Origin of the sequence: Streptomyces sp. NPDC097617 (genome assembly GCF_044761485.1) — a bacterium.
Taxonomy (GTDB): Bacteria; Actinomycetota; Actinomycetes; order Streptomycetales; family Streptomycetaceae; genus Streptomyces.
The window spans coordinates 1-21,573 of record NZ_JBIWCL010000017.1 but is presented as its reverse complement, the minus strand read 5'-3'; the positions used below and the strand labels follow the sequence as shown (position 1 = coordinate 21,573).

The 21,573-nt window shown below is 70.7% G+C and carries 17 protein-coding genes and 3 pseudogenes; 10 read left to right on the top strand and 10 right to left on the bottom strand.

The window, feature by feature from the left end; all coding sequences use genetic code 11:
* Nucleotides 1-250: 250 nt before the first annotated feature.
* Nucleotides 251-1,579 (top strand): annotated as a pseudogene (locus ACIQZO_RS25055) (IS110 family transposase); the annotation flags it as partial.
* Nucleotides 1,580-2,355: 776 nt separating this feature from the next.
* Nucleotides 2,356-2,859 carry a SixA phosphatase family protein gene (locus tag ACIQZO_RS25050; RefSeq protein ID WP_403629899.1) on the top strand — a complete coding sequence of 168 codons (504 nt, stop codon included), beginning with the start codon at nt 2,356-2,358 and terminating at the stop codon, nt 2,857-2,859.
* Nucleotides 2,860-2,881: 22 nt separating this feature from the next.
* On the opposite strand, the gene ACIQZO_RS25045 is transcribed toward ACIQZO_RS25050, so the two are convergent.
* A complete protein-coding gene (locus ACIQZO_RS25045) occupies nt 2,882-3,451 on the bottom strand; it encodes a nucleoside-triphosphatase (RefSeq protein ID WP_403629896.1) in 570 nt (189 codons plus the stop codon).
* Between the two features lie 111 nt (nt 3,452-3,562).
* Between ACIQZO_RS25045 and ACIQZO_RS25040 the strand changes: the two genes are divergently transcribed.
* Nucleotides 3,563-4,015: a YbhB/YbcL family Raf kinase inhibitor-like protein gene (locus ACIQZO_RS25040; protein ID WP_403629893.1), complete on the top strand. Its 453-nt coding sequence runs from the start codon at nt 3,563-3,565 to the stop codon at nt 4,013-4,015.
* 846 nt (nt 4,016-4,861) lie between these two features.
* Here ACIQZO_RS25040 and ACIQZO_RS25035 read toward each other — a convergent pair.
* A pseudogene (locus tag ACIQZO_RS25035) lies at nt 4,862-5,116 on the bottom strand (regulator); the annotation flags it as partial.
* Between ACIQZO_RS25035 and ACIQZO_RS25030 the strand changes: the two are divergent.
* Nucleotides 5,106-5,354 (top strand): hypothetical protein, encoded by a 249-nt coding sequence (locus ACIQZO_RS25030; RefSeq protein WP_403629890.1) that lies wholly within the window; start codon nt 5,106-5,108, stop codon nt 5,352-5,354. The pseudogene ACIQZO_RS25035 and the gene ACIQZO_RS25030 overlap by 11 nt on opposite strands.
* 728 nt (nt 5,355-6,082) lie before the next feature.
* On the opposite strand, the gene ACIQZO_RS25025 is transcribed toward ACIQZO_RS25030, so the two are convergent.
* A complete protein-coding gene (locus ACIQZO_RS25025; RefSeq protein WP_403629887.1) occupies nt 6,083-6,283 on the bottom strand; it encodes a DUF5988 family protein in 201 nt (66 codons plus the stop codon).
* 176 nt (nt 6,284-6,459) lie between these two features.
* The gene (locus ACIQZO_RS25020) at nt 6,460-7,443 is read right to left on the bottom strand and encodes a 1-phosphofructokinase family hexose kinase (protein WP_403629885.1); all 984 of its coding nucleotides are present in this window, start codon (nt 7,441-7,443) and stop codon (nt 6,460-6,462) included.
* 1,673 nt (nt 7,444-9,116) lie between these two features.
* Between ACIQZO_RS25020 and ACIQZO_RS25015 the strand changes: the two genes are divergently transcribed.
* A complete protein-coding gene (locus ACIQZO_RS25015; RefSeq protein ID WP_403629883.1) occupies nt 9,117-9,605 on the top strand; it encodes a hypothetical protein in 489 nt (162 codons plus the stop codon).
* Nucleotides 9,606-9,623: 18 nt separating this feature from the next.
* On the opposite strand, the gene ACIQZO_RS25010 is transcribed toward ACIQZO_RS25015, so the two are convergent.
* On the bottom strand, nt 9,624-10,676 hold the full coding sequence (locus ACIQZO_RS25010) for an NAD(P) transhydrogenase subunit alpha (protein ID WP_403629880.1): 1,053 nt from the start codon (nt 10,674-10,676) through the stop codon (nt 9,624-9,626).
* 139 nt (nt 10,677-10,815) lie between these two features.
* Between ACIQZO_RS25010 and ACIQZO_RS25005 the strand changes: the two genes are divergently transcribed.
* Nucleotides 10,816-14,436, top strand: a complete 3,621-nt coding sequence (locus ACIQZO_RS25005; protein WP_403629877.1) for a hydantoinase B/oxoprolinase family protein — start codon at nt 10,816-10,818, stop codon at nt 14,434-14,436.
* A gap of 148 nt (nt 14,437-14,584) precedes the next feature.
* The gene (locus ACIQZO_RS25000) at nt 14,585-14,953 is read left to right on the top strand and encodes a universal stress protein (RefSeq protein ID WP_403629874.1); all 369 of its coding nucleotides are present in this window, start codon (nt 14,585-14,587) and stop codon (nt 14,951-14,953) included.
* Here the strand turns inward: ACIQZO_RS25000 and ACIQZO_RS24995 are convergent, their stop codons facing one another.
* Nucleotides 14,954-16,315, bottom strand: coding sequence for a nicotinate phosphoribosyltransferase (locus tag ACIQZO_RS24995; RefSeq protein WP_403629871.1), 1,362 nt, complete (start codon nt 16,313-16,315; stop codon nt 14,954-14,956).
* Between the two features lie 57 nt (nt 16,316-16,372).
* Between ACIQZO_RS24995 and ACIQZO_RS24990 the strand changes: the two genes are divergently transcribed.
* Complete coding sequence (locus ACIQZO_RS24990) at nt 16,373-16,510, top strand: hypothetical protein (protein WP_403629868.1); 138 nt, start codon at nt 16,373-16,375, stop codon at nt 16,508-16,510.
* Between the two features lie 25 nt (nt 16,511-16,535).
* On the opposite strand, the gene ACIQZO_RS24985 is transcribed toward ACIQZO_RS24990, so the two are convergent.
* The 3 genes from ACIQZO_RS24985 to ACIQZO_RS24975 all read right to left on the bottom strand — a co-directional run bounded on the left by ACIQZO_RS24985 (nt 16,536) and on the right by ACIQZO_RS24975 (nt 19,292).
* Nucleotides 16,536-17,420 (bottom strand): universal stress protein, encoded by an 885-nt coding sequence (locus tag ACIQZO_RS24985; protein WP_403629864.1) that lies wholly within the window; start codon nt 17,418-17,420, stop codon nt 16,536-16,538.
* Nucleotides 17,421-17,436: 16 nt separating this feature from the next.
* The gene (locus tag ACIQZO_RS24980; protein ID WP_403629861.1) at nt 17,437-18,240 is read right to left on the bottom strand and encodes a CBS domain-containing protein; all 804 of its coding nucleotides are present in this window, start codon (nt 18,238-18,240) and stop codon (nt 17,437-17,439) included.
* Between the two features lie 827 nt (nt 18,241-19,067).
* Complete coding sequence (locus tag ACIQZO_RS24975; RefSeq protein ID WP_327381887.1) at nt 19,068-19,292, bottom strand: DUF1918 domain-containing protein; 225 nt, start codon at nt 19,290-19,292, stop codon at nt 19,068-19,070.
* A 422-nt stretch (nt 19,293-19,714) separates the two neighbouring features.
* Here ACIQZO_RS24975 and ACIQZO_RS24970 point away from each other — a divergent pair, with 422 nt between their 5' ends.
* Entirely contained in the window at nt 19,715-20,464 is a 750-nt protein-coding gene (locus ACIQZO_RS24970; protein ID WP_403629858.1) for a VOC family protein, read from the top strand.
* 1 nt (nt 20,465) lies between these two features.
* Here ACIQZO_RS24970 and ACIQZO_RS24965 read toward each other — a convergent pair.
* Nucleotides 20,466-20,857, bottom strand: a pseudogene (locus tag ACIQZO_RS24965) (amino acid permease); the annotation flags it as partial.
* 474 nt (nt 20,858-21,331) lie between these two features.
* Here ACIQZO_RS24965 and ACIQZO_RS24960 point away from each other — a divergent pair.
* Nucleotides 21,332-21,573: universal stress protein (locus ACIQZO_RS24960; RefSeq protein WP_403629855.1), on the top strand; the 242-nt coding region annotated here is incomplete at its 3' end.

Sequence of the window (21,573 nt, the reverse complement as noted above, 5' to 3'; positions counted from 1 at the left end):
GCAGGTCAGCGATCCAGCGCACCTTCGGTGCGCGCCGGGGGCGTGGTAAATGCCGCGGCGCGCGCCGGGGGTGCTTCTGTCCGCTCTGACGGGGCATGGTGCGGGTCCGGGATGGTGGTGGGGTTCGTTCCGGCCGAAACCGATGCCTCTGTGATGCCTGTGAGCTCGCAGGTCAGCGTGGTGCTGGGGGCCTTCCACGGGAACCGTGGAGTGTTGCTGTGAGCACGTGCGTCAGAATTCCTGATTCACCCTGGCCCTCCCGGAACGGCATACCGACCGGGAGGGAGCAGGAGCGTGGACGTACTGCACGAACGGTGCGCCGGCCTGGACATCGGCAAGAAGGACGCCAAGGTGTGCGTCCGGACCCCGAGTACGAAACGGCGGGGATCGTTCACCACCGAGACCACCACCTGGGGCTCGACGACGAACGCGGTCCTGGCCCTGCGCGAGCACCTGCTCGCCGCCGAGGTCACCCTGGTGGTGATCGAGGCGACCTCGGACTACTGGAAACCCTTCGTGCGCCACGAGGCGCTTGGAATCGAGCGGGGGTGAAAGGACCTCGCTGCTGGTCAGTCGCAGCTGGCCGGTGAAGCTGGACGCCCGGCAGGTCAAGAACCTGCCCGGCCGCAAGACGGACGTCTCGGACGCGGCCTGGCTGGCCCAGCTCGGCGCTCACGGGCTGGTCCGTCCCTCCTTCGTCCCGCCGCAGCCCGTCCGGGAACTGTGGGACCTGACCCGGGCCCGCACCACTGCCACCCGGGAACGCTCCCGGGTCGTCCAGCGCCTGGAGAAACTCCTGGAGGACACCGGGATCAAGCTGTCCGCGGTCGCCTCCGACATCATGGGCGTCTCCGGTCGGGCCATGCTCGAAGCCCTCGTCAACGGGGAACGCGACCCGCAGACCCTCGCGGAGATGGCCAAACGCAAGCTCCGGAGCAAGATTCCCGAACTCACCGAGGCGATGACCGGACGCTTCCGTGAGCACCACGCCTTCCTGGTCCGGCTGCATCTGGACCACTACGACCAGCTCACCGGGATGATCGACCAGCTCGGCAGGCGGGTCGAAGAGGCGATGGCGCCCTTTCGTGACGCCCTCGACCTGCTCGACACCATCCCCGGCATCAACCAGGCAACCGCCGAAGTGATCATCGCGGAGACCGGCGGGGACATGACCCGCTTCGCCTCCGCCAAGCACCTCGCGTCCTGGGCCGGGGTCTGCCCAGGCCACCACGAGTCCGCCGGCCGCACCAAGAACACCAAGGTCCGGCCCGGCAACCCCTACCTCAAAGGCGCACTCGGCCTCGCAGCGTTCGGCGCGGTAAGAACCAAGGACACCTACCTCGCCGCCCGTTACCGGCGGCTGACCGCCCGCCGCGGCCCGCTCAGGGCCCTGGTCGCCGTCGAGCACTCGATCATCACCGCGATCTGGCACATGCTCACCGACCACAAGCCCTACGCCGAGCTCGGCGGCTCCTACTTCACCCAGCGCGACCCCGAACGGGCCACCCGCCGCGCAATCACCCAGCTCAACCAGCTCGGCTACACCGTCACCCTCAACCCGATGGAAACCGCGGCCTGACCCTCCCTGGACCGGACACCCGACAGCCACCAACGGCCACCGGGCACCCAGCCATGCCCAAACCCACCCTGACCTGCTGCTATTTACGCGTCAGAGGCCTGATATCCGGAGCTTGGTCAGCAAACGGTCAGCATCAGTCGATCTCCGTGCCGCCCTGCGCAGCCAGGAGCCGCCCACCGATCCGGTGGCCCGGCATCGCTGCTCGGAAACCGCAACACGAGTCCCCGGGGCTTGCTCCTGCCGGCGCCCGGACGGAAGTCGGCGTTCCCGGAGCTCGGACGACAGGTGCTTGAGCTGCAGCACGGGCCGTCGCAGTGACGGGTCGACGGAGGAGTAGAGGCTGACCCGGAAGGCCCAGGCCCCGCCCTCCGTCGCGGGCTGCTCGCCCTCGCTCCACTCGTCGGAGAAAATCGGAGTTCCCCCGTTGGCTGCGGGGTAGCCAACAAATAGGCCTATGAAGCGAGCGAGGGAGCTCGACCGGAGTAGCCGACTTCGGCGGAAGCGAATGACGGCCGCCGGTCCTCGCACGGCTGCCGTTCAATCGCTGCGGCACCGAGGCCAGCCGGTGACCCGGGGTGATGCCCTTGCGGCTCGCGGGCGTGGTTGCGGCGTACGGTGATCACCCGCGCGACCGGGCCGAGGATGTGGGCGATCAGCACCCGTTGTAGCCCCCGATCCGGCCACGAGCACGGTCATCCCCGGCTCCCGGCGCACGTACTTCGCCGGGGCAGCACGCGCTGCCCTCCGGCCCGCCGGCTGTCCATTAGGCTCGGCCCATGCCGGACCTGGTGATCCTTCGCCACGCCAAGAGTGCCTGGCCGCAGGGCGTGCCCGACCGTGAACGTCCCCTCGGCCCGCGCGGACTGCGGGATGCCCCCGCAGCCGGGCGGCTGCTTGCTCAGGCCGCCCTGCTCCCGGACCTCGTCCTGTGCTCCCCGGCCCGGCGCACCCGCCAGACCTGGGAGCTGGCCGCCGCGGAACTCCCCGGTCAGCCGCCTGTACGCTTCGCGCCGCGGCTGTACGGGGCCGACGCCGAGGACCTCCTCGACGCCGTACGGGACACACCGGCCGAGGTCGCCCGTCTGCTCCTCATCGGTCACAACCCGGGCCTGCAGGAGCTGATCCTGCTCCTGGTCGGCGAAGCCCCCGACCCGGACCTGGACCGCATCGAGACCAAGTTCCCGACCTCGGCCGTCGCCGTCCTCAGTTGCCCCACGCCCTGGCCCGCCCTCGATCCGGCCACCGCAGTGCTCACGTGCTTCGCGATCCCACGCGGCTGAGCCGCGAACAGGCCGGGTTGCCTCAGCCGCCCGGCCCCTTCACGCCATCGATGGGGCTACAACCGGGCCCGGCCGGTCGCGGCGGGCCGCAACACGCTCCCGCAACCACCGGTCCCCATGACGAGTCACGTCCCTGCGTCCTGAAAGAACTCACAAGCGAGAGGGAGGCCATCCGTGCGCCCCGGGCTGCCTCAGTCGGGACGCGAGCTCCCCGGGCAGGGCGTCCCGGTTGGCTGGCGTCAGGTGGACGACCTCGATGTCGGTGCGTCGCTTGAGGGAGTCGGTGAACGGGTCGGCCTGTCGCCTCCCCGCTTGTCGCCGACCGCAGCGACGGCAGCGCCAGCCGTTCCATGACGCCCAGGTCGACTCCGTACTTGCCCACCCGCGGTGGACCGGGCAGGTCGACATGGGCGAGCACCTGCCGCCGGCCCGCCAGGGTCTCCAGGGCGAAACCGACGCGGGCGCCGGACTGCCGGATCTCCTCCGTGGTGAAGCCGGTGGCCGCGCGGGTGGGCAGCAGCGCGGCAAGCCGACGCAGGGCGGTCGTCTTGCCCGCGCCGGGGCGGCCTTCGAGCAGGATCCTTGTCGGCACACGGCCATCCTCACCCCCGTCTGCCGGAGGGCGGCTGATTGGGTTCGGCCGAACGGGGCGCTTGCGTTGCGGACCGGTGGCGGTGCCGCCGTTTCGGGTAGGGCGGCGCGTATGAGCGGAATTGAACTCAGCAGTACCGCGTTCGACGACAATGCGGTGATCCCCCTTCGGTACAGCGGGGAGGGAGACAACATCTCCCCGCCCCTGAGCTGGTCGGGGGTGCCCCGCAAGGCCACGGAGCTGGTGCTCCTGTGCGAGGATCCGGACGCACCGGGGCCGACCTTCCTGCACTGGCTGGTGACCGGCATCGATCCGGGGACCACCGGGGTGGTGGAGGGGCAGAAGCCCGAGGGCGGACTGCCGTGGCCCAACGGGTTCGGGCGCGTGGGCTGGGGCGGACCGATGCCGCCGGTGGGGCACGGGCCGCACCGCTACTTCTTCCGCCTGTCCGCCGTGTCCGAGCCGCTGCCGCTGCACGATCGCCCGGGCGCCGAGGACGTGCACCGCGCCCTGAAGGACAGAGAGCTGGCCTCCGGCACCCTCGTCGGGACCTATCAGCGCTGAGCGCGCCGGCCGGGGATCCGGCCGGCGGAGCCCGTCGGCGTCAGGGCGGAGTGGCCGCGTCGGTGTACGGCAGCAGGGCGCCACGTGCTCGTACGGCCTCAGCTCGCTCTCCGCCACGACGACCGGCTCGGCACCGAGCCGAGCCCTGCGGGGCGTCGTACGGGTGAACGCGCTGCGGCAGCGGGCTCGGGGAGCCGGTGCGGCGAGGGGCGGCTCGTATAACAGGGTGGATGTCAGCACGCGAGGAAGGTGACGGCGATGGGTGCCCGGTCTACGACGAGACCAGCTATCGGGGCGATCCCGCGGTGAACGCCGGCCTGGACCGGGAAACCGCCGACATCGGGAAACTGCTCACCGCGCTGCCCGAGGGGCGGGTGCTCGACGTTGGTTGCGGAACCGGCGTATGGACTCCCGTGCTCTCAGGGGCGTCCGAGCTCCAGGTGCTCGAAGGCGCGCTGGAGCAAGCCCGGGAGATCACCGGCGCCGAGATGTGCGTCTTCTGCCTGGTGCGAGCGGGCGGCGAGCTGCGAGGGTCCCTCGTGCTGGGGGAGGCGCCGAAGCACGCCATGGGATCGTGCTGCCGAGCGGCGAAGGCACCCTCGCCGCCGCCGTCGCCCCCCGCCGAGGACGGGATGGTGACCCGTTGCGGACGTGGCCGCCGACGAGCGGGTCACCGTCAAGCACGAGAGATCGAAGGGCTTCGGGCCGGCGGTGGCGGTCACCGTGGGCATCGGGGAAGTGGACGGTGACCGCAGGGCCGGACATGAGCTCTTCGGCGAGTACGCCGCCGGCCTTCGACGCCTCGTCGAGCTGCTCGGGCAGCCGCGGGTCGTCCTGCCGGAATTCCTAGCGGTCGAGCAGACGGATCCGGGCGGCGAGAAGCCGGTGTGCGAGCACCTGGCCCACCCCGTGGCCGATCGCGGACCCGAAGGCCGGGTCGGCGTCCGTCATCATCCGCACGGCCGTGGCGTCGAACTCGTCGGTGCGTACCGGGGTCATCGCCTCGGTGCCGAATTGCGAGGTGTAGGGGCGGAACAGCCAGGACCAGCCGACCAGCTCACGGGTACCGAAGCTCTCGATCACCGCCGGCTTGCTGCCGGGACGTGGACATCGAGGGTGGCTCAACGAGCTGGATTCCGACCTGCGATCGGCCGCCTGCACGGGCAACGAGGCAGCATTCACCTCCGCGTTGTCCAGCCTTCTGGACGCGGTGCGCACGCTGGGCATCGCCATGCCGGAGGAGGGCGGGGCGCCGCCGGACTTGGTGATGCCCGATCAGGAAACCATCGTGCGGGGGCTGAGAGCACTACTCGACCTCAAGGGCGCCGTTCCGCAATGACCGTCTCGGCTGTCACACGGACTTGGCAGCCCCGCTTCCAACGAGGACGGCGCCCGCGGATGGCGGGGTGGGTGGCCCGACCCACATGCGTGGCATGACATCGGGCCTGTCGCGGAAGATCGGACTGCAGTCCGAGAAGAAGCAGGCCGTGGCCGAACCGGAGAGGCCCCGGCACGAAGCGGAGGAAGACGCGGAAGGGGCCTGGGCTTCGTGACTGGTTCCACGAGCTGCTCCAGACACGAGATGACGTGTCCGCTGCCGCGTTCGACACGTGGGGGACTTCCGATTCGCCGGCGGCGCGGGATTCGCTACGGCTCGTTGGCTGCGGGTTCACGGCTACCGGCTCGTCGCGGAACCGGAAGGCTTCATCACCGAGGATGCCGAGGGATCTCTCCGTGAAGGGGAACTGGACCGGGCCAAGGCCTGGGGCGCGGCCTTGGGCTGATTGTGATTCCCCTGCGCCACTGGGAGAAGTCCGTGGGCGAGGCGTGGATCTCCTACGGGGTTCGGTCAGGCTGAGGGCGGTTTGCGGGGCGCAGGAGGTGCCGCAGTGGAGCATCGTGAGGAGAACGTCGGCTCGCCGCCATGCGAGGCAGAGGAGTGCTTGGGTATGGCACTTGCCCTGGTCGAGCGGATCTGGGCCGGGGAGCCGAATGGTCGAGGAGCGTGAGCACGGCCGGGTTCGCGCTCGCGTGGAGGTGCCGGCCGAGCGTCCTTGACTGTCCGTTCTATTCGGCGATCTCTGTCCGTTCCCACCACTCGTAGACCGCCAGCTGCCCCTCCGAGCTGTCCTGGTGCCGCGACGTGATCTTGAAATGTTCGTACCCGCCGCGGTGTGGAATCTTCAGGTCTTGTCCGGGGTCGGAGATCGGAACGATCCGCTCGGGCAGATCGTCCGGGCCGCCCTCAAGCACTGCCATGGTCGCCATGCTTCCAGTCTTCCCAACCGCAGGCCCGCTCGCATCACGAGTTCGGCGCCGGCATCGCTTCAGCACCACCGGCAGCGCCCCGCCCCGACTCGGCTATGAGGGCAGGCTGGGCCTGTGAGCACGGGGTACGCAATTCGGCTGAGAGGGCTGACCAAACGGCACGGGGCTGGGCAGGGTCAGAGGCCTCGGCGTCGTGCATCGGTCTGGAACCTGATCCGCACCTGGGAGCGGAGGGATCGGGCCACGTCCAGGTCGAAGGGTTCGGTGCCGGGGGTGAGCATCGCTGCGGCGGCTGCGGCCACCCCCAGCGCGGAGGCGCTGACGGGATCCTCTCCGGCGGCCAGCTGTGTGATGAGGGCCGCGACCATGCTGTCTCCCGCCCCGGCGTCGCTCAGGGGCTCGCCGGGCAGCGGCGGCGCGTAGAGCTCGGTGTGGCCGTGGCCGGTCGAGCACAGTGCGCCCAACTCTCCGAGGGTGGTGACGGCGATCTCGGCGGCCCCTGTGGTGAGCAGGCGCTCGTTGAGGGCCCGGGCGTCGTCGAAGCCGCGGACCGGTCGGCCGGTCAGGCTCTCGGCCTCTGTGCGGTTGCACCTGAGCAGGAACACGCCCTCCGCGAGTGCTCCGCGCAGCGCGGGACCGGAGGTGTCCAGGACCAGTCGGGATCCGGCTTCCTTGATGCGGCGGGAGACGGCCGCGTAGTAGTCGTCGGGCAGGCCGCCGGGCAGGCTGCCGCTGGCCACGACGTACGGGCAACCGCCAACGGCCCGTTCCAGCGCATCCAGGGATCTCCGCCCCTCGTGGTCGTGCAGGTGCGGGCCGGGTGGCACGATGTGGTAGCCGCGGCGCGATTCGGCCTCGAACAGCACGAGTGCTTCGCGGGTGTCGTCGGCGATGTCGACGGCGACGTGGTCGACGCCCTCTTCGTCCAGCAGCCGGTTCAGGCGCAGGCCGACCTCGCCTCCGGCGGTGTGGACGGCGGTGGCCCGTCCTCCGAGCCGCACGACATGGCGGGCGACGTTGATTCCTCCACCCCCGGCGGCCACCGACCTGACCCGGGCGCGGTTCTTGCCGATGCCCTCCAGACGTTCGATCTCCCAGCAGAGATCGACCGCAGGATTCATCGTCAAGGTGAGGATCGACGGCGTCCCGGCCGTGCTCATCGCTGTGCCCTGGTGGTCGCGCTGACCCCTGTCCGGCGCACCGCCTGCTGGGCGCGGTCCCGCTCGTGGCAGCCTGAGGAGATGGAGGCCTGTCCCCACGCGTGGCCGATACCCATTCCGGCCCCTGCATGGGACGGCTTCGGCTCCTGACCACCGTGGGCGTTGAGCGCGTGGAGCTGGGCAATGCCGGTCATCCACTCGCGCAGGCTCACGGAGGCCGTTCTCCACCCCGTACCGTGGCCGCTTGGGTCAAGGGGACGGTGATCGTGAGCACGCCGTCGGCAAGGGCCGCACTGACGGCCTCGGTTTTCACTCCCGAGTCGAATCGGCCGGAGCGGCGTGTGCCGCGCCCATGGCACACCCAGGCACTGGTGAGTGAGGCCGAAGAGCTCGTCCAGCTCCACCGGCCCACCGGTCCGGCGCCGCGCGGGAAGCGTCATCGAACTCACCTCCGTGGACAGCGACACGTCCGACCCGACTTCCATACTGAAACAGCCTGATGTCACCTGCATGCCGGCCCACGGTTCGGCCTGCTCCTCGGTACGCGGATCCACCAGGGGCATCTTTCACCCGGGACTACCGAAGACCGCTGCCGCGGATGCTGCTCCAGCCGGTGATGACCCTCGACGTCCTCACCGTCCTGCCCGTCAACGCCTGGCTGGTAGCCGGGCCGGGGTCCGCGCGGCGGGGCCGGCTCGTGCGTCCGGGGTGCGGACGGTGGGAGTCCGGGAGGCGGCAGGTCAGCGGGCTTCTCGGCGGGGTTGCTGGTTGCTTGGTGCCGGCGGCCGCGGACCAGCGGATCGCGGACAGCGCCCGGCGGCTGCCGGTGGCCAGCTGGCGGACGCAGGTGGCCTCGTCCGCAGGTGAGCGCTTCGATCCGTGCGGCCACGGCACCGGCCGCCGCAGGAGAGCACGCTGTATCGCTGTATCGCTGTATCGCTGTATCGCTGTATCGATGGCGCGGTGAGGGCAGGGCCAGGACTGTGGCAAAAATCTGGCAACGGTCCTGGTACCACTGGTTGAGCTTGCGCACAGCACTGCTGCCGGTCTGCGGCTGACTCCTGTGCGTGCCCGGCCGCGCGGCCGCCACTGTTCGGGCTCGGCCACGTTTGCGTGAATCGGAGCGGCTTCTCCCTCAGGTGCTGATACCTCGAAGATCCGGTCGTCCAGGTACGTCACGACCGGTTCCACGATGTTGCGGTCCATGCCGGCGAGGTGAGCAGTGTCCGGGACGGCACGGTGGGCGGGCGACGAGGCGGGCTCGATGTGGGCGCTGTGGATGGCGGTGCGTTCGGTGGCCGCGAGCGTTCCGGCGATGCGGGAGGGCTGATTGCCGATCCGGAGGAAGAGGTCGCGCTCGTGGACACGTTCCCTTCCTGCCCGGTGGCCGGCGCATGGCTGCTTCGGTACGCGGCGTGCCGCTCCTCACGGGCATGGGTCCTCTGCCATGCTTCTGCGGTTGCGAAGACCGCCGTGGCGCCTCCTGCTGCCGTAGAGAGGACGCAGGGGCGGGCGTTCGGCTGTGGAAGCAGGAGCTCGACGTGGGTGAAAGAGGCCGGGTGGAGACGGACCGGACCGTCGGGGGTGTGGCGCACGTGCTTCGGCTGGCTCACGACGCGTTGCGCTTGGCCACCGCCGTTCTCGTGGGGAGCGGGCCTGGCGCGGAGCGGGAGATGACCGCGCTCGGGAGAGCCTTGACCGAACTGGGCAGCGGTGCGGACGACCTCGCCGCGACCAATGAGGTTGCAGATCTGCGCTCCGTCCTCACGGGCCTGTATGTCGGTCAGGACGTGGGCCGTATCGACCTGTTGACCCGGCAGGTGGGTGATATTGCCTGGGAGCGGCGGTCGATGCGGCCGCTCCCGGAGGAGTTGCGGCTCCCCGTTCGAGAGATCGGCGAGGTCTGTCTCACGTTGATCGGCCGGACGAGCGACGTCGTCGCACTCTCCGCGCCCCATACGGTCGTCGGCAGGGAACTGGCGGACATCAGCCGTCGCCAGCAAGCGCTGGGCCGCCTGCTGCTGGAGAGGGAGCAGGCGATCGCAGTGACGGATGCCGTCGACGCGGCGGTGATCGGCCGCTGCTACGAGGAGTGCGCGTACCGGGCCGTCGCCGTGGCCCGCCACGCGGCCCTGCTCAGGGAGACCACGTCTGGGCGGTGACGAGCGCGCCAGGGGGTTTCAGGGCAGGCCTGCCAGGGCGGTTTGGTCGAGGATCAGTTGCCACACGGCTCTGTGGAGGACGAGGCCGCCGTGGGTGACGACCATGACGGCCAGGACCGGGTCGGCCGGGTCGACCTGCAGTTTGCCGTCCCGCACGATGCGCTCAAGCACCGCGGTGACGTTCCGTGCGTACGTCGTGGAGGCTGCTCGGGGGGAGCGTGCGGGGAGTCGGCCCGCACCGATGACGGTGACTCCGGGGCCCGTGGTCGACGTGCTCTCGGGTCGCGCACCCTCGACATATCCGCCGTCCGGTCCAGCGGCCGTATCGACGACGACGGAACCGGGACGCATGCCGGCCATGGCTCGGGCGGTCACCAGGACTGGCGATCTTCCCCCGGAGCGGGGCGGGACGGCGGCAACGACGATGTCGACGTCCCCGAGCAGGAACGGTGGCACCTGTCTGCCCGCTGCGTCGTCGACGACGCGCACCTGGGCCCCGAGCCGGCGGAGGGTTTCGGCCGCCTGCCGTGCCGCGGCACCGGTGCCGATGACGCAGGCCCGCGCCACCCCCGGGGAGCCAGGACCGGACGCACCCGACAGGGGGCGCCCGAAGTGGTCGGCCGCGAGGAGCGCCGCTTCGCAGCCGGCGAGCCGGTCCTGGGAGGCGGCAGCATCCATCGGGTCGGCCGCCACCAGCGCGGTCGGCGCGAGATCCAGGCCGATCGTGGTGAGCCCCTCATCAGCCCACCGCCGGACCTGGAAGGGGATGCTCAGCGGGTCCAGGAGCGCGATCAGTACCTGCCCCCGCCGGAACCGGCAGCCGGCCAGGAGGATGGGCGGCCGTACGCCCACGAGGATGTCGCACCGGGCAAAGAGTTCCTCGCGCGTGGTGACGTCGGCACCTGCCTCCCGGTAGAGGCGGTCAGGCATCCGGGCCGGTGTGCCGGCGCCGGACTCCAACAGCACATCGATTCCCAGCGTCCGTGCCGCGCCGACGAGATCGGGTACGAGGGCGACCCGCTTCTCGCCCGGCGCTGTCTCCCGGCAGATGCCCACCGTCAGAGGAACCACCACTGGCCCACCTCCGCCCGAAGGCCTTCCACTCCCAGTATGAATCTCATGCACCGCGAGTCGCACCGTCACCGGATGAGCGCATAGGGTCATGCTGGGATGCCTGCGGCTCGGCTCAGGCACGAAGGGACAGCGCGCGATGTCTTCCGGCACCGGTCACGGCTGGCAGTTCTGGATCGACCGGGGTGGCACCTTCACCGACATCGTCGCCCGGACCCCGGACGGTCGCCTCCTGTCCCACAAGCTCCTGTCCGAGAACCCGGCCCGCTATCGCGACGCGGCCGTTGCGGGGATCCGCATGCTGCTGGGGCTGAAGCAGGGCGGAGAGATGCCCCGTGCCGCGATCGACGCCGTGCGGATGGGTACCACTGTGGCCACCAACGCCCTGCTGGAACGCACCGGCGAGCGCACCGCCCTGATCATCACGCGTGGCTTCCGCGACGCTCTGCGCATCGGTTACCAGAACCGCCCCCGTCTCTTCGACCGGCAGATCCTCCTCCCTGAAGCCCTTCACGAGAGGGTCATCGAGGTCACCGAACGCATCACCGGTGACGGTACGGTGCTGAGCCCGCCCGATCTGGACGGTCTCGCCCTCGAGCTGAGACGCGCGTACGACGACGGCATCCGCGCCGTCGCGGTGGTGTGCCTGCACAGCGCGCTGCATCCGGGGCACGAGCGGGCGATCGGCGAACTGGCCGAGCGCATCGGGTTTCCCCAGATCTCGCTGTCCAGCGAAGTGAGCCCCCTGGTGAAGCTGGTGCCCCGGGGAGACACCGCGGTCGTCGACGCCTATCTTTCCCCCGTCCTGCGCCGCTACGTCCGGCAGGTCGCGGACCGGATGGGAGGCGTGCGGCTGATGTTCATGCAGTCCAGCGGCGGTCTGGCCGAGGCGGGGCACTTCCGGGGCAAGGACGCCATCCTGTCCGGCCCGGCCGGCGGCATCGTCGGAATGGCACGCCTGTCGCAGCTGGCCGGATTCGACAAGGTCATCGGCTTCGACATGGGCGGTACCTCCACCGACGTGTCCCACTTCGCGGGAACCTATGAGCGGGTGTCAACCTCCCAGGTGGCGGGAGTCCGTCTCCAGGCGCCCATGCTCGACATCCACACCGTCGCGGCGGGAGGCGGGTCCATCCTCCACTTCGACGGCAGCCGCTACCGCGTCGGCCCCGACTCCGCCGGGGCGGACCCCGGCCCTGCGTGCTACCGCGCGCAGGGTCCGCTGACGGTGACCGACGCGAATGTGATGCTCGGCCGCATCCAGCCGGCTCAGTTCCCCAGCGTTTTCGGACCGGACGGACATCAGCCCATCGACCACCACGTCGTACGGCAGGGGTTCGCCGAACTCGCCGGGCAGATCCGCTCGCGTACCGGCGACCGGCGATCGCCCGAGCAGGTGGCCGAAGGCTTTCTGCAGGTAGCGGTGGCGAACATGGCGGCCGCCGTCAAGCGGATCTCCGTGCAGCGGGGGCACGACGTCACGCGGTACGCACTGACCTCCTTCGGCGGGGCCGGCGGCCAGCATGCGTGCGCCGTCGCCGATGCCCTGGGGATCCGCACCGTCCTCGTACCCCCCATGGCCGGGGTGCTCTCCGCGTTGGGCATCGGTCTCGCCGACACCGTCACCGTGCGCGAGCGGTCGGTCGAACTGCCCCTGGAAGGGGCGAGCATGCAGCGGATCCACGTCGTCGCCGACGAACTGGAGACCGCGGCACGCGCCGTGCTGCACGCGGAGGACGTCCCTGCCGAACGCATCCTGGTCACGCAGACCGCACGGCTGCGGTACGACGGCACCGACACGGCGGTCACGGTGGCACTGGCCGACGCCCCGGCCATGACCGAGGCATTCGAGGCGAGCCACCGGGCGATGTACTCGTTCCTCATGGACCGCCCCGTCATCGTCGAAACCCTCTCGGTCGAAGCAACGGGTCTCACCCCGCAGCCCGACCTGAGCCGCCTCGCCGAGACCGGCCCGGCCGACGACGACGTTCCCCCGGACACCGTGCCCCTCTTCACGGACGGCGCGTGGCGCGAGGTGTCCCTGCGGCAGCGTGAACTCCTGCGCCCGGGCGCCGCCGTGACCGGCCCCGCCGTGATCACCGAAACCAACGCGACCACGGTCGTGGACTCCGGCTGGCGGGCGACCGTGAACGGCACCGGGCATCTGCTCGTCGAACGCGTCACCGTGCCGGCCGGGGCCGACGTGGAGACCGCGGCCGACCCCGTCATGCTGGAGATCTTCAACAGCCTCTTCGTGTCGATCGCCGAGCAAATGGGAGCACGGCTGGCTTCGACGGCGCAGTCCGTCAACATCAAGGAACGGCTTGACTTCTCCTGCGCGCTGTTCGACCCCGACGGCAACCTGGTCGCCAACGCACCCCACATTCCGGTGCACCTGGGCTCCATGGGCACCGCCGTCAGGGAGGTCGTCCGTCGCCGGTCCGGAACGATGCGGCCCGGCGAGGCCTACGCGGTCAACGACCCGTACCACGGAGGCACACACCTGCCCGACATCACCGTGGTGACCCCGGTCTTCGACGAGCGGGGCGAAGTGCCCGGTGCGGAGATCCTGTTCTTCGTCGCCTCAAGGGGCCACCATGCCGAGATCGGCGGTCTGACGCCGGGGTCCATGCCGGCCGACAGCCGGGAGATCGACGAGGAGGGCGTCCTCTTCGACAACTGGCTGCTCGTCGAAGGCGGCAGGCTGCGGGAGGCCGAGACCCTCGCGCTCCTGGCCCGGGCGAGATACCCGTCGCGCGCCCCGGCGACCAACCTCGCCGACCTGCGGGCCCAGATCGCCGCCAATCGCAAGGGCGTCGAGGAAGTCGGCAAGATGATCGACCACTTCGGGCTGGACGTGGTGCGGGCGTACATGAGGCACGTCCAGGACAACGCGGAGGAGGCTGTCCGGAGAGCGGTCGTGACCCTCGCCGACGGCGAATACCGCTACGAGATGGACTCCGGGGCGGTCATCTCCGTACGGGTGACGGTGGACCGGCAGGAACGGTCGGCGACGATCGACTTCACCGGCACATCGGCCCAGTTGAGCACCAACTTCAATGCGCCCACATCCGTGGTGAACGCGGCTGTGCTGTACGTCTTCCGCACCCTGCTCGCCGAGGACATCCCGCTCAACGACGGCTGCCTCAGGCCCCTGCGGATGATCGTCCCGCCCGGTTCCATGCTCGCGCCGGTCCATCCCGCTGCCGTAGTGGCCGGGAACGTCGAGACGTCCCAGGCGATCACCGGGGCCCTCTACGCCGCCCTGGGCTCGCAGGCCGAGGGGAGCGGCACCATGAACAACGTGACCTTCGGCAACGACCGGCACCAGTACTACGAAACCGTGGCCTCGGGCTCCGGCGCCGGGCCGGGGTTCGACGGCGCGTCGGCCGTGCAGACCCACATGACCAACTCCCGCCTCACCGATCCCGAAATCCTTGAACTGCGCCTCCCCGTCCTCGTGCAGGAATTCTCCGTTCGTACCGGCAGTGGCGGCGGGGGACGCTGGCGGGGCGGCGACGGCACCGTACGCAAGATCCGCTTCCGTGAACCCATGACGGTCAGCACCCTGTCCGGTCACCGCCGGATCCCGCCGTACGGCATGGCCGGCGGTGACCCCGGCGCACTGGGCACCAACCACGTGGAGAGGGCCGACGGCACCACCACGCCAATGGCCGCATGCGACTCCGTCGCCGTGCAGCCCGGCGACCTGCTGGTCATCGAGACACCGGGCGGAGGCGGCTACGGCAAGCCCTCCTGAACCGCCTGGTGTCTCCTGCCGTAGGCGGGGTCCTCATCGGCACAGAACCTCATGCCGGTGAGGCGCCTCACCGGCCGCCTGCCACCCCTGTGGCCGCGGCGCATCGCCGGGGAGAAGCTTGACATGAGGGGCCGAGTGAGGGAGCGCTGTGAGCGGTCTGGTGATTGTGGGAGGGGATGGCCCGCCATCGAGTCTGGCCGCCGTGGAGACGGCAGCCCGGGAGGCCCGACGGCGCGGGGCGGGATTGCGGGTGGTGCACGCCTTCCACTGGCCGGTGATGCCGTTGGGGCCTATACCACAGGACCCGGCAGAGCGCGAGTCGACGACTCGCCGTTCATGGTGGCGAACTTCCGGTCCAGCGGCGCCGTACACAGAACGTCCCGGACCGCGTCGACCAGCGGGGGCCGCGCCAGAACCGATCGCTGAGGGCCGAGGTGAGCCCGATCCCGTTCCCCACCCGTTCAAGCGGGGCCGCGCACGCCGAAGGGGTGTGGATGCGGAGGACCGCGGTCGGTGATCAGCTCGGCGACCCTGTGGTTCCGCACGGCAGGTCAGTCCCGATCGAGGCGGTGATGTGCCGCCTCACCTCGTCTGTCAGGGCGGCCAGGCGGGGCGACACGGCGGCCACCGGCGCCCGGGGGCTGTCGATCCGGCGTGCCCCCTCCGGCGCCTGGGCGAGATCCGTCTCGAACCGGGCGCGCGCCGACGCCAGGGAGGAGTGCGGACCGATCCTGCGCCCACCCCGCATCACGGTCCGCAGCAGCGGCTCCGCCCCCTCGGGGATGTCCTCGTCGCGCAGGCCGACGGTGTCCCGGAGGCCAGGCCGGCGGAAGACCTGCTTGGGGGCGGGTGCGGTCACCTTGGCGGAGGAGAGCTTCATCACCGGGCGGCCGTCGTACGCGACGAGCTTGTACGCCGCGTCGAGGTACGGGGCGTCGGCGGACACGCCCATCTTCGTACCGACCGCGTAGACGTCGATCGGCGCCCCGGCCCGCACGAGAACGTCGACCGCGTACTCGTCCAGGCCGCCGCTCGCGATGATCCGCACGCCCGGCAGCCCCTCGGCGTCGAGCAGGGCGCGGGCGCGCCGGGCCAGGGCGTCGAGATCCCCGCTGTCGAGCCTGACCGCGCAGCCGGCCGGGTCTCCCAGTTCGTGGAAGACCCGCGCGGCGGCCTCGACGCCGCGCTCGGTGTCGTAGGTGTCGACGAGCAGGGTGACAGGGCCGGGGTGGGCCCTGGCGAAGGCCCGGAACGCGTCGTGCTCGGTGGGGAAGGATTCGACGTACGAGTGCGCCATCGTGCCGGAGGCGGGAAGGCCGTACTGCACGGCGGCGGCCACGTTGCTCGTTCCGGCGAACCCCACCATCGCGCTGAGCCGGGCCGACGCCCTGCCTGCCTCGGGGCCGTGGCTGCGGCGCAGCGAGAAGTCGATCACGGGGTGTTCGGCGGCGGCCAGGACGCACCGGGCCGCCTTCGACGCGACCGCTGTCTGGTGGCAGACCAGGGTGAGCAGGTACGTCTCCACCAGCTGCGCCTGCGGCAACGACGCGGTCACCTCCAGCAGCGGCTCCCCGGCCAGGACGAGTCGTCCTTCCGGTACCGCCCGCACCTCCCCGTCGAAGCGCAGTCCGAGGAGCTGCCGGAGCTCGTCCGGCCGCCGGTGCAGTGCCTCCGCGAAGTCCCGCACATCGGCCGGGCCGACCGTGAAGCCGGAGAGGAAATCGAGCGCGGGCTCCAGCCCGGCCGCCACCAGGAACCCGCGGCTCTCGGGCAGATCCCGTACGAAGAGACTGAACGTGGCCGGCTCCTGCATCCCCTCGCGGAGGTACGACAGGGCCATGGTGACCTCGTAGAGGTCCGTGGTCGTCACCCTGGACATGCTTCCTCCTCTGCGCCGGGCCTTCCGTCATGCGGTTTCGGGCTCCGAGAGTCGGCAGTGGACGTTCACCGCGCCTTCACCGCCCGTGCGAGCCGTTCCGCCACCGCGATCACGGACCACGCCGGGCTGGGCCAGGACCCCGCCGACGGCCTGGACCTCGCCCGAGCAGGTCGCCGTGGAGCAACGCTGTCCTGACGAGGCGCCGTGCGGCTGGCGGACGTCATGCTCGGATGCTCCCCTCGACCTTCGGTACGACCGCGACGGGGCAGAGCGCGTGGTGCAGCAGGGCGTGGGCGACGTGGCCGAGTTGCAGACCCAGGCGGCGTTCGTGGCGCTGTGCGCCGACGACCACGAGGTCGGCCGCCGCGGTGCGTTCGACGAGGATCTTGTGCGCGGACCCCTCCACCAGAGCCCTGTTCAGCCGGACCGGCGGGTGGTCCCGCAGCGGTCCGGTGAGGGCCTCGTCAAGCAGGGTGTCGGCACGTGCCCGGTGGTAGATGCACGTGCCGTCGGGGAGGGCAGGGTGGTCGACTGCCTCGGGTGCGGGGCACCGCCAGGCACGGACCGCGTGGAGCTCGCAGTCGCGCGTGGTGGCCTCGCGCAGGGCGAACCGTACGGCCTCCGGGCCTCCGGGGGTGTCGGCGACGCCGAGCAGGATGCGGTCGTGCGTGCCGTGGAGGCCGGGCTCGTCGCCGCGGACGATAACGACCGGGCACAGGGCGCGGGCGGCGACGGACAGGCTGACCGAGCCCAGCAGGAGGCTTGCGATCTCGCCACGCCCCCTTGAACCGGTGACCAGGGCCCATGAGGTGCGGCTCTCCTGAAGCAGCGCGTGCACCGGGTCGTCGGCGAGCACCTCGGTATCCACCTTGAGGTCCGGGTTCCGCCGCGCGGCGCGCCTGGCGGCGACTCCCACGACGTCATGGCCAGGCACCTGGTCGGCCAGTCCGTCCTGGTCGGGCGCCGGGGTCTCGTACCGCTCCCACCGGGAGGCGTACACGACCCGCAGAGAGCGCTTGTGCAACGCGGCCTCGTCCACGGCCCAGTCCAGTGCCTCGAAGCCGGAGTCGGAGCCGTCGACGCCGACCGTCAGGGGAAGTTCCATCGGGGCCACCGCCCTTTCATTCGTCCCGTACGGTCAGTTCGTCGATCACGGCGGTCACCACGTCGAGCCCTTTCACCTCGGCGAGCAGCCGTGCGGCGTCGTCACCCGCCAGGGGGCCCCGGAGGCGGACCACTCCCTCATGGACGGTGACCTCCACCGTGTCGGCGGCCTCGGGGAACATCTCCCGGACGCGGCCCTCCACGCCCTCACGGATGGCCGCGTCGTCCTGGAGCAGGGCGTCCAGCAGGGTGTGCCGCTGGACGGTACCCACGAGCCGCCCGTCCGGCTCGGTGACCGGAAGGCGCTTGAGGCGGGTGAGAGCCACCAGCCATGCCGCCTCGGGGACCGTCGTGTCCGCCAAGACGGTAATGGCAGGGCTGGTCATGAGGGACTCGGCCGTCTCCTTGCCGGGCTCGACCGCCGGCCCGGCCTCCCGTGGCCGGCGCACGGTGCTGAGACGGTGCGCCTGCGCGGCGACCACGGCGAGGAGATCGGCTTCCGAGACCACGCCCAGAACCCGGTCGTCGGTGTCGACGACGGGCAGTGACCCGATGCCGTGCTCGGAGAGGGATCGGGCGATGTCGGGGAGGGCGGTGTCGGCGGTGACCGACGGATGGGGCACGGCCATCAGGTCGCGTACGAGCAGGGCTGTGCGGGGCGCCCGGGCGGGCCGGGCCGCCTTCGCGGCGGACACGGCCGCGATCGCGCCGAGGTACCGCATGAGGGTGTCCTGCCGCAGCGGCTCGTCAGGCATCGAGGCGCGCCCCGGCACGCCTCGGCGGGCCTCGGTGCCCGCTGAGTGGTTCTCACGCTCGTTCATGGCGCTCGCTCCATATGTGGTCCCGTGGTTCGGGCTTCGCGCCGCTCGCCGGGGCGCGTCGAGTGCCTGTTCCTCCGGATTCTTCTCAAGCCCCTCGGCGGGGGACTCGCACGGCCTGTGCCGGGGTCTGGACGTGTGCCTGAAGGACGCTCAACCGGTCCTCGGGCCGCTCGGTGTCCGATGTGTGCTCACTCATGGGCGGCCTCGGACCCATGGATTACGCCATCGACAGACACGCCATGGAAAGGCGCGCACGCTGTGTGCCACGGTGTCTCTCCGCTCATGTGCAGGGCGGCCGGCGACGGTCCGTCGTGTGGCGGTTCCGCCTCGCATCGACGTCTCTCGGGCCCGGGAGCTCGGCTCCGATCCGCCCACTCCTTCCTGCTCGCCACCACCCAGTCTTCCTCGGCCACCCGAGACGCGCAGGGGGCCGAACGGACCTTCCCCGGGGCTGAAGGGCCCTGCCGACCGAAGGCGCGCGGTCGGTGTCCTGCGTCGGGGTAGGCGCCGCACCGGCCGTTTCGAGTGCTGGATGCGGCTGCCCGTCGAGGTCCATTCCGCACAGATCAAGGCGAACCTGGCGGAGAGGGCGTTGACAGTGACCGTTCCCAAGGTCCAGGCCGCCAAGTGCCCTCGCTCCTCCGCGTCCTTGCTCACCGCGCTCGACGATCCCGCGGATCCGAGGAGACTTCCAGGACGTCGGGTTCGGCCTCGGGCAGGGGCTGACCAGGGGGTAGCGCCGGAACGCGCTGCACCCATTGATGTGGGGGTACTTGCGCCCTGCTGACGGGGGTACCCGCAGGAGCAGGCTTCGGGTCCGGACTCCGTTATCCGTAGGGAGAAGCCGACCTACGTGCCGTGTGCTCGTCCGCGGATTCGATATGGGCTTCAGGTCCGGGGAAGAAGACGGTCTCCCGGTCATCCTCCGTCCAACGCACGACATATGGCGGTGTGCCGTCCGGATGCTCAAGACGCAAGATCTGACCCCGGCGGCGCTGCCCGCCCAAATGCACGGACTCCACCACGATCCAGTCTCCGACGTGTGCGCGCACGGGGTGCTCCCTCCGCCTGTTGCTCGCCGACCCTCCCACTAGTTCGAGAGTACGCTTGCAGAGCCGCTGCTGAGTCGCCGTGGCCGTGCGGACGATGACGGAAGCCGCCCCGGCCGCTCGATCACGGCAGGCAGGTTTCCTGCCGGGCACGAGAGTGAGGGTGCCGGTCCGCGCGATCCAGAACCAATCCGCACGGCCTTCTTCGCTGATGATCCGTCGTCCCCCACCTGGACCAAGCTCATCAGACCACCTGGTCGACGGCGCCGACGCGCTCTCTGTTCTGCGCCTCGTGTGAGGCGCCGGGCTACGGCGGCGAGTGATCCCGTGCCCGTTCGGGGGCGGCGGTCCGGATGACGAAGCGAGGCGGCATCATGGTGCTCGTAGCAGCGGATGTGATGGGTTCCCCGTGCTGGCTGAGTCTGATGGCACGTGACCGTCAGGCCGCGGAGCGTTTCTACGGGGCGGTACTGGGTTGGACATTCCGGACGGGTGGTTTCGGGCGTGCCTTCTCGGTCGCGGAGCAGGACGGTGTGCCGGTGGCGGGGATCGGGGCGATGGCTGGTGCGCTGGCAGTGCCCGTGGCGTGGACGGTGTACTTCTCGGTGGTCGACGCCGATGTCACCGTGGCCAGGATCCGGGAACGTGGGGGCACGGTCGGGGTGGGCCCGGTCTCCTATCCGCCGCGCGGCCGGGCAGCTCTAGCGACCGATCCCGAGGGGGCGGGTTTCGGCATCTGGGAGGGGCGTGTCCTGTCCGAGTGGAGTGTCGGGGGCGGCGAGGCGCCGACGTGGCTGGAGTTGCACACCAAGAATGCCTTCGACGCGGCCGTCTTCTACGGTGAGGTCCTGGAGTGGGCGGCGGAGGAGGGCAACGGGTGCTGCGACGTCTCCTACGAGGAGGACCAGGTCGTCCTGCGGCGCGAGGGCCGGCCTGTGGCGCGCCTGAACAGCGGGCCGGTCGAGGCGGCGGCCGCCAGGCCGCAGATGCGGCCCCGCTGGCTGGTCCACTTCAAGGTCCCGGACCTGACGGCGGCGCAGGCGGCAGTAGTGGAGAACGGCGGCAGCATCGTTCCCGACGCGGCGCCGTGGGGCGAGGGGGAGCTGAGGGTGACGGTGAGTGACCCGGACGGCGGCCTGTTCACCCTCGACCAGTCGCCTTCCGCCTCCACGTGACGACGCCCACCTGGACGACGGCCACGATCGCCGTGTACTCGAGGAGCAGAGCCCAGCCGATGAACCAGGCCGCGAGTTCGCCGAGCACCGGGTACGCGTAGGTGTAGGCCGATCCGGCCTTGGGGATCAGGCTCGCGAACTCCGCGTACGAGAGTGCAGCGGCGGCGCTCGCCGTGCCCGCGATGAGGAACGACGCCACTACGGCGGGGCCGGCCGTGCCGTGGGCGACGGCGCCCGCGAGAGCGAAGATGCCCGCGCCGATGATCCCGCCCAGGCCGAGCGCGGTGAGCTGCCACAACCCCAGGGCCCGTTCCAGTTGCGGCCCTCGGTGACCTCGATGCGGTCGATGGGCTTGCGGCGCAGGACGCCCCGGCCCGTCTTGAGTCCGGTCATTGTGCCTCACCCCTTCTGCACGGCTTTCGCTGACGGCCGATCACGAGGGCTCCAGGCCCTCCGCGGACGGAAAGTGTCGAGGTGGGGCCGACCGTTGGCCGCACCGGGACTGCGGCCTCGGTCAGGCGCTCTCCCCATGCCGGTATCCACCGAACCACCTTCCTGGCCCGCTCCGAGGCAGCGGCGATCAAGGTATACGCCGAGTGGCTCGGCGCCGCCGCGTACAGACAGTGGAGCGGCACCCCGTTGTCGGACAGGCTCCTGCCGTGTCGGGGTCCGCGTGCGCCGCGGGGAAATGTGCGGTATTTCTCGAATGAGGTCTGACCGTGTGCTGGGCGCGGGCCACAGATACTCCGTCGGGTATCCGCTCACGGTCACTCCACGGTTACCGGCGAGAGCGCGGGGACGACAGCGCTCCGGCCCGCCGTACGCCCTCACCGTCATTCCAGTCACCTACCAGACGGAGCAGTCGGCATGGAGTCAGTCGTCACTGTGGGCCTCGACGGCTCACCCGAGAGCCTCGCAGCCGCCCGTTGGGCCGCTGACGAAGCCGACCGCCGCAAATTCACGCTGCGCCTCCTGCACGCGTGGCCCCTCCTGGCGCCGGAACCGACCCACCTTCCCGGCGAGATGGATCAGAACTACTGGGCGAAGCGGATCGTGCACAATGCGAAGGCGGAGCTCCAAGCGCGCCACCCGGGCCTGACCATCGTCGG